The following is a 13,969-nucleotide window of genomic DNA, read 5'->3' as shown; positions in this document are numbered from 1 at the left end:
TGACTCAAGGTCATTTCGCAGTGTTGTGTTTTTTAATAAATGCGGACGAATAGCCGAGCAACTTTACTTTATCCAGTGTGGCTTGCGTCAGGGAATAGTCAGTAAATGGACCCAATAACAAGCGATAAGACTCTTTCGCGTTTTCTAAGAAAGTTTCGGTATCCAGCTTTTGACCAAGCTCTGCGCCTAAAGTTCGTGCGCGATCTTCATTTTTTGAAGATGCGACTTGAATGACGTACTTTGGGTGAGATTCTAGCGACTTTTGATCGGTAGGTTTCTCTACGCTGATAACTTCGATTTCAACATTCGCTGTTCCTGTTTTTATGACATCCAATTTATGCGCAGCGGCGTAGCTTAAGTCAATGATACGGCCATCGTGAAACGGACCTCGGTCATTTACTCGAACGACTGTGGTTTTGCCATTGTCGGTGTTGGTCACTTTCACATAACTTGGTAACGGTAGCGTTTTATGTGCAGCGGTCATGGAGTACATGTCGTAGATTTCACCGTTAGACGTCAAATGCCCCTGGAACTTTTTACCGTACCAAGATGCACGACCTTTTTCAGTAAACCCTTTTGCGTCGCGAACGATCTTGTAATCATTACCGCGCAAGTGGTAATCGGTATTACCACCTAGACTGTAAGGTTCGTATTTGGGATGCGCATCCTCGATGTGTTCGACTGAAAGCGGTGTATCAGGTGCTACATCGGATTCAAGTTCGTAACGGCCTTCTTGTGTCTTTTGGCTGGTGGATGAACAACCAGCCAAAATCAGTGCAGAAAAAACTAAGGAATATAAAGCGCGTTTTTGCATGTCTAGGTCGCCTTAGAGAATGCTTTTCGGTGCGTATGAATCGACATCAAAATGCCAAAACCAGCCATTAGGGTCACCATCGAGGTACCGCCGTAGCTGATCAGTGGTAACGGTACACCTACAACAGGTAGGATGCCACTCACCATGCCGATATTTACAAAAATATACACGAAGAAGCTAAGTACAATACTGCCTGCCATCATTCGTCCAAACGCGGTTTGTGCTTGGCTAGCAAGGTACAAACCTCGACCAATAATGAAGAGATAGATGGCTAATAGGCAAAGGAAGCCAATCATACCCCATTCCTCAGCAATTACTGCAAAGATAAAGTCAGTGTGTCGTTCAGGAAGAAATTCCAGTTGTGACTGCGTACCGTGCAACCAACCTTTACCGGAAATACCGCCAGAACCAATCGCAATTTTACTTTGGATAATGTGGTAACCCGCGCCAAGTGGGTCAGATTCTGGATTGAACAGAGTACGAACGCGAACCTTTTGGTATTCGCGCATCAAGAAGAACCACAAAATTGGTATGAAACCACCTAAGGCAATGGCAGCCGCTGCGATGATCTTCCAACTGATGCCTGCTAGGAAAATAACGAAAATACCTGAAGCCGCAATCAGAATCGACGTTCCCAAATCTGGTTGTTTCGCGATAAGAATCGTTGGTAAGCACACCATGATTAGCGCAACAATCAGCGTTCGGAATGTTGGTGGTAATGGTTGGCGACCGATATAGCGCGCAACCATCAACGGTACCGCAAGTTTGAGTAATTCGGACGGTTGGAATCGAACAAAGCCTAGGTTGAGCCAGCGTTGCGCACCTTTCGAGGCCTCACCAAAGAACAGTACGCCAAATAGTAAAACTACACCGGCAACAAACATTAGTGGCGCCAGGCTTTCATACGTTCGTGGAGAAAGTTGAGCCAGAACCACCATCACGACAAGAGACAATACCATGCGCATTGCTTGGCGATCCATCATCTCCAAACTTTGTCCGCTGGCACTGTACATGATCACAAGACCAAAACCCATTAAAGCAAAGATGCCGAGTAGGAGGGGCAAGTCGATATGGAAGCGCTCAAACAAGGCGCGGTTTTTACCTGTAGAGGGATCCATCTTCATTAGCGTGTAACCTCTTTTTGCGCGTTGGTTTTGTCATCTTCTGGTTTGATTTCTTCTGGGCCAAGTACCACTCGGTCAAAGATTTTTCTCGCCATTGGGCCACCGTTACTTGAGCCACCGCCTGCGTTTTCTAGCACGAGAGTAACGATAACTTTTGGATCGTCAAACGGAGCAAAGCCCGTAAACAGGGCGTGGTCACGCAAGTGTTCCGCGATTTCATCTGCGTTGTACTCTTCGTTCTCGCCCAAGCCAAAGACCTGCGCTGTACCTGATTTACCGGCTGTCTGGTAGCTCATATTGTAGAAAGAACGACGAGCCGTACCACGAGTACCATGGTTTACACGGCGCATACCTTCTTTCGCAATATCCCAGTATTTTTCTGGCACATTTTGAATCGGTGGGTAGGTTACGTATTCAGAGGTTTCTTGTTCCTCAAAGTTATCACCATTATCGATGGTGGACTTTAGGAGATGAGGAGCGGAAACCGCACCATTATTCACTAACACCGATGTTGCTTTCGCAATTTGCATAGGTGTCGCCGTCCAATAGCCTTGGCCGATACCAACAGGAATGGTGTCACCTTTATACCAAGGCGTTTTGTGACGAGACATCTTCCAATCACGAGTTGGCATATTAGCCTTACTTTCTTCGTAGATATCGATGCCTGTGTAGTCACCAAAACCAAACATCATCATCCAGTTTGAAATTCGGTCGATCCCCAAGTCATAAGCAATTTGGTAGTAAAACGTATCAACAGACTCTTCAATGGATTTAATGACATCTACGCGGCCATGTCCCCAACGCAACCAGTCACGGAATGGACGAGTGTCTGAGTTAGGAATGCGCCAATAACCTGGGTCGTTGCGAGTAGTATTTGGCGTGATTACGCCTTCTTGCAACGCTGCGACTGCCATAAATGGCTTGATTGTTGAAGCTGGCGGATAAATACCTAGGGTCGTGCGGTTTACCAACGGGCGGTTTTTATCGTTCAACAAGTCGCGATAGGCTTTACCTGAAATGCCGTGGACAAAAGCGTTCGGGTCGTAACTTGGGCTAGACACCATAGCTAGCACCCCATTGTCACGAGGATCAAGCACGATAGCGCTGCCACGTCGACCATCCAAAAGCTGATGAACGTAAAGCTGCAAGTTGATATCGAGGTTTAAGACAATGTCTTTGCCCGGAACTGGCGGTACGTATTTTAACGTGCGAATCACGCGTCCTCGGCTGTTGACTTCCACTTCTTGGTAGCCAGCAGTGCCGTGCAGCAGATCTTCGTAGTATTTTTCGATGCCCAACTTACCGATGTCACGAGTCGCTTGGTAGTTGGCGTCTTTTTCTTCTCGAATCAAACGCTGCATGTCTCGGTCATTGATACGAGAAACATAGCCGATTACGTGCGTTAACACTTCCCCGTAAGGGTAGTAACGTTTGAGTGTGGCACTGATTTCAACACCAGGAAAACGGTATTGGTTGACGGAAAAGACCGCGACCTGCTTTTCGTTCAGCTGGGTTAGCAATGGGACGGATTTGAATCGACGGGTACGCTTACGCTCACGATGGAAGCGTTCGATCTGTTCTGGTGTGATTTCCAGAATGGTTTGCAATTCTTGGATAGTAGCGTCGATGTCTTTGATTTTTTCTGGAGTCAGCTCCAAGTTAAAGACAGGACGGTTTTCGGCTAACAGGACACCATTTCGGTCGTAGATAAGACCGCGGTTTGGCGCAATAGGAACCACTTTGATGCGGTTGTCATTTGAACGGGTTTGATAATCTTGAAACTGGTTCACCTGAATGTTGTACATATTGGCGACCAGCAAGCCCATCAATATAACGATGCCGAAAAAAGCAACGATAGCGCGGCTGGCGAATAGGCGCGCTTCGGCTTGATAATCTCGGATTTGACTGCGGCGTCTACGAATCATTAACGCTTGGCTCTAAAGTTAAACAACGATTATTCGCGATGGTAAGGGTGGTTAGCGGTAATGCTCCACGCTCGGTATAAACTCTCTGCCATGACGATACGCACAAGTGGGTGCGGTAACGTTAGCGCTGACAGTGACCAACTTTGGTCGGCTGCGGCTTTACATGCAGGTGCTAAACCTTCAGGACCACCTATCAGAATAGAAACGTCACGACCATCGAGTTTCCAAGCTTCTAGCTGCTCTGCCAGTTGTGGGGTGTCCCACTTTTTACCGGGAATATCTAGGGTCACGATACGATTGCCTTTTGGCACTGCTGCTAACATCGCTTCGCCTTCTTTTTGTAGAATTCGAGCAATATCAGCGTTTTTGCCACGTTTTCCTGCTGAGATTTCAACCAACTCTAGTGGCATATCATGAGGGAAACGACGACGGTATTCTTGGAAGCCTTCTTCAACCCACTTTGGCATTTTTGTGCCAACGGCAATTAGTTGAATTTTCAAAAGATTAACCCCAGAGTTTTTCTAATTGGTACAGAGAGCGGTGTTCTTCCTGCATGACATGCAGCATCGCGTCGCCCATATCTAGGACAACCCATTCACCTTCGTTTTCTCCTTCCATACCTAAAGGTTCAAGGCCTGCTTTTTTTACTTCAGATGCAACGTGATCGGCGATGGATGAAACGTGGCGTTTAGACGTACCCGTACAAATGATCATGTAGTCTGTTACGCTGGATTTGTCTTCCACGTTTAGGATGACAATATCTTCCGCTTTCATATCGTCGGCTTTGTCTGCTAAAAAGTCTTTCAGTTCTTCGCGAAGCACTCGGTTTTCCTCGGGTTATCTCTTTTACATCTCATCTATTTTGCGTGTAGTTGGGCAAAATAGGTCGCGCACTATAGCACGCTTTGATTTTTAAATTGCCAGCTTAATATCAGGAGAGCAGCTTTCTAAGCTCAATTGATGAATAGTTGGCCAGACGGACTCGTCATACTGGGTTTTGGCTTTAATCTCAGCTTGCGCAAGCAAGGAGATTAGGGCGCAAATACGGCTTGCTGATAAGCGCATTAACGCGGCGTTATAAAGCGGACGTTTATTTTGCCAAACGCGATACTTCTCAAAGACTTGGCTAATCGGCATTTGAGTCAGATCTTGATGCATGCTTAATAGTTGGTTGAACTCTTTCTGCACACTTCGGATGAGAATGACCGTTTCAATGCCTTCGGCTTCTAACTGACGCAGGATGCGTTGAGCACGATTAGCTTTACCTGCAAGTAATGCATCAATCCAGTTAAACGTCGTAAAGTGGTTGTGTCGACTTAAGGCTTCCTCTAAGCGTACAACTGTCAGTTCGCCATCAGGATAGAGCAAAGCCAGTTTCTCTAGACTCTGAGAAAGTGCAAATAAGTTGCCTTCATGCCACTGTGCCAACATCTGTAAGGATTGCTGATCGGGCTTTAAACCCAATGCGCGGCAGCGCGTTTGCACAAACATAGGCAAACGCTGAAGATCCGGGGTTAGGCAGCTGACCCAGTCGCCTTTGGCATTCAGTGCTTTAAACCATTTGGCATTTTCTTGCGCTTTAGTCAGCTTCGTTCCGATGATCACTAGCATGATGTCATCATGCAGCATGTCACACAGAGTCTGTAGCTCTTTGCTGATAGCTGTAGTGACACCGCTTTCTGGGATCTCAAGCTCAATGAGTTGTCGACTAGAAAATAAGCTCAGAGCTTGAAAGCAGTCATATACTTGGTTCCAATCTAAACTTGCATCGACAGCAAAACGGTGTCTTTCTTCAAAACCATGTTGTAGAGCGGTTTTTTGAATCGCTTGGCGGCTTTCTTGGATCAGTAGCGGTTCGTTTCCGAAGATCAGATAAACCTGCTTTAAGTGTTTGGCTAGATGGTCAGCTAGCTTGTCAGCATAAATTCGCATGTTGATTAAGAGTTTGTTTTCTCAGTTGGCGCTGCAATTTGCCCCGCTTCGTACTCGGCACGGATTCGGCCAAGCTGACGCATCATCTGTTTCGCTGCTTGTTGACGCATCTCGTCTTCGATTACGTCACGTTCAACCGATTTTGCCAATGCCGTTAACGGGTTGTCTAGGTAGTTGCGGTTCACGGTTGTGGTGAAATTTTTTGAGCCAAATCCTGGAATTGTGACGCGATATTGCACCACGTAAGTCAATTCTTTTTCTGCCGCACGACTGTTTTGGTAAAGCGAGAGTGTTCTCTCATCCATGGTTGCTTTGATTAAATGCAGATTTGGTACTGAAGATGACGGCTGAACTAGGTCAACTTTGTTGAGTTGCAGCTGAGAGCGTACATAGCGTGTGAGTTTGCTGTATTCATCGTAGCTAGAGAATGACATGGTGTGCAGCTCTTCCGGAACGGAATACTCGCCACGAAGGTGGAAACCACAGGCAGAAAGAAGCCCCGCTAGTACCAATACCACTGGTAGTTTAATCAAAGAGAAAAAGCGCATTGATTGTATTCATCCTAAATTGAAGGGGTTATTTACCTTAAACCACTCACTGTGAATGGTTTAAGGTAAATAAACAGGGTAGTGAACTACCCTGTTTAAAGACTCTTAGCGCGCGAATTAGTTCGCTCTGCGTTGCGTTATTGCAAGCTGTAATTTGCTTACAGTGACCGCTTAGTTTGCAACGATGTTCAGCAGTTTACCTGGTACGTAAATTACTTTACGGATTGTTAGGCCATCTGTGAACTTAGTAACGTTTTCGTCGTTTAGACCAAGCTCTTCAACTTGTTCTTTCGTTGCGTCTGCCGCTACTGTTAACTTCGCTCGTAGCTTACCGTTAACTTGAACAACGACAGTTTTTTCGTCTTCAACTAGCGCTTTCTCATCAAACGTTGGCCATGCTGCGTTGTCGATGTCTGACTCACCAAGCGCAGTCCATAGCTCGTATGAAATGTGCGGAGTGATTGGGTAAAGCATCGTTACAACCGCTTTTAGCGCTTCATCAAGAATTGCACGATCTTGTGCAGATTCTTGAGGTGCTTTCGCTAGCTTGTTCATCAGTTCCATGATTGCTGCGATTGCTGTGTTGAACGTTTGACGACGAGCGATATCGTCAGTCACTTTCGCGATAGTTTTGTGAACGTCACGACGAAGTGCTTTTTGCTCACCAGAAAGTGCTGCTGTATCCACTGCTTCTGCTGCGCCTTTCTCTGCGTGTTCTTTCACTAGTTTCCAAACACGTTTTAGGAAGCGGTTTGCACCTTCTACGCCAGACTCTTGCCACTCAAGCGTCATGTCTGCTGGAGATGCGAACATCATGAATAGACGCACTGTATCAGCACCGTACTTGTCTACCATCTCTTGAGGGTCGATACCGTTGTTTTTAGACTTAGACATTTTGATCATGCCTGAGTGTGTTACATCACGGCCTTCGTTGTCTTTAGCAGAAATGATGCGGCCTTTACCGTCACGCTCTACAGCAACATCTGTTGGTGCAACCCACTCTTTACCGCCTTTCTCGTTCTCGAAGTAGAACGCGTCAGCCAGTACCATGCCTTGACATAGTAGTTGTTTGAACGGCTCGTCAGACGTTACGTAGCCTGCATCACGTAGCAGTTTGTGGAAGAAGCGTGAGTACAATAGGTGCATACAAGCGTGCTCGATACCACCGATGTACTGGTCTACTGGTAGCCAGTAGTTTGCTTTTTCTGGATCTAGGATATCGTCAGCTTGTGGTGAACAGTAACGTGCGTAGTACCAAGAAGATTCCATGAACGTATCGAACGTATCTGTCTCACGTAGAGCCGGTTCGCCGTTGAATGTGGTCTTCGCCCATTCTTTGTCTGCTTTGATTGGGCTGGTTACGCCGTCCATTACCACGTCTTCTGGAAGAATCACTGGTAGTTGGTCAGCAGGTACTGGATGAACTTCACCGTCTTCAGTGGTTACCATTGGGATTGGTGCACCCCAGTAACGTTGACGAGATACACCCCAGTCACGTAGACGGAAGTTAACTGTCTTAGTGCCTTTACCTTCCGCTTCTAGCTTCGCTGCGATTGCATCGAATGCCGCTTGGAATTCTAGGCCGTCGAACTCACCTGAATCGAACAATACACCTTTCTCTGTGTATGCCGCTTCAGAGATGTCCAGCTCGCTACCATCTGCTGGTTTGATCACTGGGATGATGTCTAGACCGTACTTAGTTGCGAATTCGAAGTCGCGTTGGTCGTGTGCAGGTACTGCCATTACAGCGCCTGTACCGTAGTCCATCAATACGAAGTTTGCGACGTAAACTGGTACTTCACGACCGTTCAATGGATGAATAGCAGTAAGGCCAGTTGCCATACCTTTCTTCTCCATTGTCGCCAGTTCAGCTTCAGCAACTTTGGTGTTCTTACATTCTTCGATGAATGCAGCAAGCTCTGGGTTGTTCTCTGCAGCTAGCGTTGCTAGAGGATGACCCGCTGCGATACCAACGTAAGTTACACCCATTAGTGTGTCTGGACGCGTTGTGTAAACTTCTAGGTCTTGTTGACCTTTCACTTCAAACTTCAGTTCCACACCTTCAGAGCGACCAATCCAGTTGCGTTGCATGGTCTTAACCATTTCTGGCCAACCTTCAAGTTTGTCTAGATCGTCAAGTAGCTCTTGCGCGTATTCTGTGATCTTGATGAACCACTGAGGGATCTCTTTTTGCTCTACTGGAGTGTCACAACGCCAGCAGCAGCCGTCTTCAACCTGTTCGTTTGCAAGAACGGTTTGGTCATTTGGACACCAGTTAACAGAAGACGTTTTCTTGTAAACTAGGCCTTTTTCGTAAAGCTTAGTGAAGAACTCTTGTTCCCAACGGTAGTACTCAGGCGTACAAGTTGCGAATTCACGATTCCAGTCGTAGCCAAAACCTAGCAATTTAAGCTGGTTTTTCATGTATTCGATGTTTTCGTAAGTCCATGGCGCAGGTGCTGTGTTGTTTTTCACCGCTGCGTTTTCTGCTGGTAGACCGAACGCATCCCAACCAATTGGTTGCATTACATTTTTGCCTTGTAGGCGTTGGAATCGAGATACTACGTCACCGATGGTGTAGTTGCGCACGTGACCCATGTGCAGTCGACCACTTGGGTATGGGAACATAGATAGACAGTAGAATTTTTCTTTATTTGGGTCTTCACTTACAACAAAGGTCTTGTTGTCATCCCAGTGCTTTTGAACTTTCTGTTCAATGTCTTGTGGATTGTATTGTTCTTGCATCGATGATATCCGGTTATCTTGGAATTTGTGAGTTCGGTTAGAACAGACTTAAATAGATCGTCATAGAATACCTAAAGCTAGGGATCACAACAATAGCCAATCTGTACCCATGCGCACTGAATGCGCCTAGGTAGGAGAAAGAATGGAGGTCAGTTATGCCTAAACGTAAAACAGGTTATGAGGAAATGCTCGAGGATGTGATTGAAACCTTGAAGCAAAGTCCGGAAGAAGTTAACAAAGCTTTAGAAACGTCGGGCAAAGTGGTGGAAGCCGCCAATGACTTGACCAAAGATGAGTTGGCCTTAATTGCCGCGTATGTGAAAGCCGACTTAAAAGAGTTTTCTGAGAGCTATGAAGACAGCAAAAGCGGTCCTTTTTACTTAACGGTAGCGGATTCCATTTGGCAAGGCTTACTAGAGATTACGGACCGTACCAAAGTTGAATGGGTAGAGCTTTTTGATGACTTGGAGCATCAAGGCTTGTATGAAGCTGGCGAGGTTATCGGCTTAGGCACACTTGTCTGTGATGAGTGCGGACATAAAACTACCTACAACCATCCAACTATCATCATTCCATGTATCAAATGTGGCCACAAAGGCTTTAGTCGTCAGTCCTTGAAACCATAGCCACCTATACAATCTTTTTGTATTTGCTTGATAAGAAAAAAGAGGCCGTGTGGCCTCTTTTTCGTTATTCGTCTTATGTCAAAAAATGACGTTTTTAGTCTTTCTTTCTCGGTAACCACCAAGCCAGCATTAAACTCAGCGCAACCCAAAAATACAATGGCCAAGTGCCAAACGTTCGGTAGGGTGTTGTTCCATCTGTTGGGGTGAGCTCTGCACGTAGTACAGCTGTTTCAAATTGAGGAACTTGCTCTACAATCTTGCCTTTATAATCGGTTACTGCTGTTAAGCCGTTGTTTGTTGAACGGATCAGCGGCTTGCCCAGTTCCAGAGCACGCATGCGAGCGATTTCCATATGTTGAAGTGGTCCAATCGAATGTCCAAACCATGCATCGTTCGAAAGCGTTAGAATGAAGTCGGTTTCGTCAGTAACGTTTTGACGCACTTGTTCATTAAAAATGATCTCGTAACAGAGCGCTGGTGCCATGTGCATGCCGTTCGCAACGATATTAGGTTGCACGAACGCCCCACGACTAAACGACGACATTGGTAAATTGAAGAATGGAGCGAGCGGGCGCAAGATATCTTCAAACGGAACAAACTCACCAAACGGTAATAGGTGATGCTTGTGGTAGCGTTCGCTCATATCAAAGCTGTAATCACCGTATGGTGTGACGCCTAGCGACAGAATGCTGTTATAGAACTGCCTGTCCTCCGATTGATTAACAATGCCTGTGATGATGGCGCTGTTGTTCATCTTCGCGGCACTGTCGATGTTGCTCAAGAAGGAAGGCACTTCAACTTCAAATGCAGGGATTGCTGCTTCTGGCCAGACAATGATGTCGGCGTCCCAGTTTTCACGCGTCAGGTCGGCGTACTTCATGATGGTTGGCCAGCGTTGGCTTGGCAGCCATTTGAGGTTCTGGTCGACGTTACCTTGAATCAACGCCACTTTGGTGGTGTCTTCTGGGCGAGGTGTCACCCAATCATATTGCCGAATCCCAAAACCTGCGCTCATCAAAACAACAGGGATGATAATCATCAACCACTGTTTGTGAATCCACGCATATGCTAATGCACCTGCACTAATAAGAACAAACAGCGTGAGCAGTTCTACACCACCGATCGGTGCAAAGCTTGCTAGTGGCGCATCAATTTGACTATAGCCCAACCACAACCAAGGGAAGCCGGTCATCACCCAACCGCGTAACCAATCGGTAATTAACCATAAGGCTGGTGCGGCAAGGAGCGCTTTACTGAGGCTAAATTGAGGGAAAAACTTATTGTTTAGCCAAGCGAACAATCCGGAATAAACTGCAAGGTAGGCAATGAGCATACCCATCAAGAAGAGGTTCGCAATCAGCGGCATCCCGCCGAAGCCAGAAATGCTGACATAAACCCAGCTAACACCTGTTGCAAATTGGCCTAACCCCCAAGCATAACCTATCCAAAGCGCGCGCTTAGGTGTTTGGTTTGCAAGAAGAATTAGCAATATTGCAGGGCTAAGAATGGCAATTGGCCACAACTGGTAAGGAGCAAATGCTAGGGTAGTGGAGGCGCCAACAAAAGCGGCCACTAAGGGCCGCTTGAGGCGATGAAAGAGTAAATTCATCATTATTGTTTTTTCTGATATTCCCGGTAGTAGGGTATCGCGTTACTCTTGAGTGGCTTCAACCAGCGTTTCTTCGTCTGGAATGGTCACTTGGAGTTGAATGACACGACGGTTATCGGCAGCGGTGACTTTGAAGTTGTAGCCTTCAATTTCGACCAATTCGCCGCGAGAAGGTAAGTGACCAAAGGCAGTCATGACCATGCCACCTACCGTATCTACTTCTTCATCGCTGAAGTTGGTACCGAATGTCTCATTAAACTCTTCGATGGTTGTCAGCGCTCTGACAGCAAACGTATGCTTGCTTAGCTTACGAATGTCTGTTTCTTCGCTTTCATCGAATTCATCTTCGATATCCCCGACGATTTCTTCCAGGATATCTTCAATGGTCACAAGACCAGAAACACCACCGAATTCATCGACAACAATCGCCATATGATAGCGTTCTTCACGGAACTCTTTTAGCAGGCGGTCAACACGTTTGCTTTCCGGTACCACAACTGCAGGTCGAATTACTTCTTCAATATCAAATGGGTTACTGCCTGAGCCTAAGTATTTAAGTAAGTCCTTCGCAAGAAGAATACCTTCCACATGGTCTTTATCTTCGCTGATTACTGGGTAGCGAGAGTGCTGAGCATCGGTAATAAGTGCGATTAGAGTATCTAAATCGTCAGTGCGCTCAACGGTGACCATTTGCGAACGCGGGATCATGATGTCACGCACACGCATTTCGGAGATTTCCATAACACCTTCGAGCATATCGCGAGTGTCGTGGTCAATCAGGTCATTTACTTCTGAGTCGCGGATTACATCCACAAGCTCTTGGCGGTCTTTTGGTTCGCCTTGAAATAGTTGACCTAGGCGTTCAAAGAAGGACTTTCTACTCGGACCTTCTGCCTTTTCTTTCTTACCTTCGTTAGAAGAGGGAGAATTATCTTCGTTCATTGTTTCTCAATTAAGTAACGCTATCAGACGTGTGATAGCTCACGTAGAGAGGCGAACGCGAGAACTGTTTTATTGGTTCGCCTTTCCCTGTCGAGTACCCAAAGGGTTACTCTTTTTCAGCAATATAAGGGTCTTCATAACCCATACCTTGCATGATTTCGGTTTCGAGTGACTCCATCTCTTCAGCTTCGTCATCCTCGATATGATCATAACCTAGCAGATGCAAGCTGCCATGTACAACCATATGCGCCCAATGTGCTAACAGAGGCTTATTCTGTTCAATTGCCTCTTTTTCAACAACTTGGCGGCAAATAATAAGATCGCCCAAAAGGTCAATCTCCATGCCAGGAGGCGCTTCAAATGGGAAAGAAAGCACATTCGTCGGCTTGTCTTTACCACGATACTCATGGTTAAGAGCGTGGCTTTCTTTCTCATCGACAATTCGAATTGTCACTTCTGCTTGAGGTTGGAAAAGAGGGATGGCCTTGTCTAACCAAAGTTGGAAGTCTTGCTGCGAAGGTAAGCCTTCTTCATTTTCGACTGCCAGTTGCAGATCAAGTTCAATTGCCATTTTTATTCCTTAGTTGCAGCGACTTGAGCGCTAAGTTCTGCTTTCGCTGCTTCTAACAGTTTAGCATCACGCTCTTCACGGCGACGTTTCTCGAACTCTTTACGTTCTTTTTGATCTTGCGCTTCCCACTTCTCGTAGGCGTTGACGATGCGAGCAACCACAGGGTGGCGAACAACGTCATCTGCTTGGAAGAAGTTAAAGCTGATGTCGTCGACTTCACTGAGCACTTCAATCGCATGACGAAGACCTGACTTCGCACCACGAGGTAAGTCGATCTGAGTGACGTCACCAGTAATAACCGCACGAGAATTGAAACCAATACGAGTCAGGAACATTTTCATCTGTTCAACGGTGGTGTTCTGACTTTCATCTAGAATGATGAAAGCATCGTTCAGAGTGCGACCGCGCATGTATGCCAGAGGAGCAACCTCTATAACGTTGCGTTCAATCAGCTTCTCAACTCGCTCGAAGCCTAGCATCTCGAATAATGCGTCGTACAGTGGACGAAGGTATGGGTCAACCTTTTGGCTTAAATCACCAGGTAAGAAACCCAGTTTTTCACCCGCTTCTACCGCCGGACGTGTCAAAAGAATGCGACGAATTTCTTGGCGTTCTAGTGCATCAACTGCTGCTGCAACGGCAAGGTAAGTCTTACCTGTACCTGCAGGACCAATACCAAAAGAGATGTCGTGCGTAACCATATTGACCAAGTATTGAGCTTGGTTTGGTGTGCGCGGTTTAATGACGCCTTTTTTGGTTTTTACGAACACTTCTTTACCGTGCGCAATACTTGATTCGGTATTTTGTTCTAATACGCCAGATTCTTTGATCGCCAGATGAATTTGTTCTGGTTCGATATCTGGGATCTCGCCACGCACAGGCGCAGTATCTACATAAAGCGTTTTTAGAATGTCCAGCGCAGCCGCTGAGGTGTGAGGCTTACCAACAATGGTAAAATGGTCACTACGATGGTTGATTTCAACGCCTAGACGGCGTTCTAAATGCTTGATGTTGTCGTCGAATGGACCGCACAGGCTAGCAAGTCGGCGGTTATCTGAAGGTTCTAGGTTAATTTCTAGAGTTACGATTTTATTGCTCAATGTTGCCTCTCATTTTATGCCACTCAATGAGAG

The 13,969-nt window shown here is 46.3% G+C and carries 13 protein-coding genes; 1 reads left to right on the top strand and 12 read right to left on the bottom strand.

Annotation, left to right across the window (positions count from 1 at the left end; all coding sequences use genetic code 11):
• Positions 1–10 precede the first annotated feature (10 nt).
• The 8 genes from UF05_RS15815 to leuS all read right to left on the bottom strand — a co-directional run bounded on the left by UF05_RS15815 (position 11) and on the right by leuS (position 9,088).
• A complete protein-coding gene (locus UF05_RS15815) occupies positions 11–814 on the bottom strand; it encodes a septal ring lytic transglycosylase RlpA family protein (protein ID WP_005483406.1) in 804 nt (267 codons plus the stop codon).
• Positions 815–816: 2 nt separating this feature from the next.
• A complete protein-coding gene (rodA, locus tag UF05_RS15810; RefSeq protein WP_005483658.1) occupies positions 817–1,938 on the bottom strand; it encodes a rod shape-determining protein RodA in 1,122 nt (373 codons plus the stop codon).
• On the bottom strand, positions 1,938–3,863 hold the full coding sequence (gene mrdA / locus UF05_RS15805) for a penicillin-binding protein 2 (protein WP_005483660.1): 1,926 nt from the start codon (positions 3,861–3,863) through the stop codon (positions 1,938–1,940). Before mrdA ends, rodA begins: the two co-directional genes overlap by 1 nt.
• A 29-nt stretch (positions 3,864–3,892) precedes the next feature.
• Entirely contained in the window at positions 3,893–4,363 is a 471-nt protein-coding gene (gene rlmH, locus UF05_RS15800) for a 23S rRNA (pseudouridine(1915)-N(3))-methyltransferase RlmH (RefSeq protein WP_005456129.1), read from the bottom strand.
• A 4-nt stretch (positions 4,364–4,367) separates the two neighbouring features.
• A complete protein-coding gene (gene rsfS, locus UF05_RS15795) occupies positions 4,368–4,685 on the bottom strand; it encodes a ribosome silencing factor (protein WP_005456130.1) in 318 nt (105 codons plus the stop codon).
• Between the two features lie 90 nt (positions 4,686–4,775).
• Complete coding sequence (gene holA / locus UF05_RS15790; RefSeq protein WP_045545477.1) at positions 4,776–5,795, bottom strand: DNA polymerase III subunit delta; 1,020 nt, start codon at positions 5,793–5,795, stop codon at positions 4,776–4,778.
• Positions 5,796–5,800: 5 nt separating this feature from the next.
• Positions 5,801–6,343, bottom strand: a complete 543-nt coding sequence (locus tag UF05_RS15785; protein WP_005454508.1) for an LPS-assembly lipoprotein LptE — start codon at positions 6,341–6,343, stop codon at positions 5,801–5,803.
• 171 nt (positions 6,344–6,514) lie between these two features.
• Complete coding sequence (gene leuS, locus UF05_RS15780) at positions 6,515–9,088, bottom strand: leucine--tRNA ligase (RefSeq protein ID WP_045545476.1); 2,574 nt, start codon at positions 9,086–9,088, stop codon at positions 6,515–6,517.
• 155 nt (positions 9,089–9,243) lie between these two features.
• Between leuS and UF05_RS15775 the strand changes: the two genes are divergently transcribed.
• Entirely contained in the window at positions 9,244–9,714 is a 471-nt protein-coding gene (locus UF05_RS15775; RefSeq protein ID WP_005454505.1) for a zinc ribbon-containing protein, read from the top strand.
• 94 nt (positions 9,715–9,808) lie between these two features.
• On the opposite strand, the gene lnt is transcribed toward UF05_RS15775, so the two are convergent.
• The 4 genes from lnt to UF05_RS15755 all read right to left on the bottom strand — a co-directional run bounded on the left by lnt (position 9,809) and on the right by UF05_RS15755 (position 13,936).
• Positions 9,809–11,326, bottom strand: coding sequence for an apolipoprotein N-acyltransferase (gene lnt / locus UF05_RS15770; RefSeq protein WP_025535088.1), 1,518 nt, complete (start codon positions 11,324–11,326; stop codon positions 9,809–9,811).
• A gap of 39 nt (positions 11,327–11,365) precedes the next feature.
• Positions 11,366–12,265, bottom strand: coding sequence for a CNNM family magnesium/cobalt transport protein CorC (gene corC / locus UF05_RS15765; protein WP_005483493.1), 900 nt, complete (start codon positions 12,263–12,265; stop codon positions 11,366–11,368).
• Between the two features lie 106 nt (positions 12,266–12,371).
• Positions 12,372–12,836, bottom strand: a complete 465-nt coding sequence (gene ybeY / locus UF05_RS15760) for an rRNA maturation RNase YbeY (RefSeq protein ID WP_045545475.1) — start codon at positions 12,834–12,836, stop codon at positions 12,372–12,374.
• A gap of 2 nt (positions 12,837–12,838) precedes the next feature.
• Positions 12,839–13,936 carry a PhoH family protein gene (locus tag UF05_RS15755; protein WP_005483495.1) on the bottom strand — a complete coding sequence of 366 codons (1,098 nt, stop codon included), beginning with the start codon at positions 13,934–13,936 and terminating at the stop codon, positions 12,839–12,841.
• Positions 13,937–13,969 lie beyond the last annotated feature (33 nt).

Source organism: Vibrio sp. S457-15, assembly GCF_000960545.1.
GTDB classification, from domain to species: domain Bacteria; phylum Pseudomonadota; class Gammaproteobacteria; order Enterobacterales; family Vibrionaceae; genus Vibrio; species Vibrio parahaemolyticus.
The sequence above is the reverse complement of the archived record's forward strand: the minus strand, read 5'-3'. Positions and strand labels throughout refer to the sequence as shown.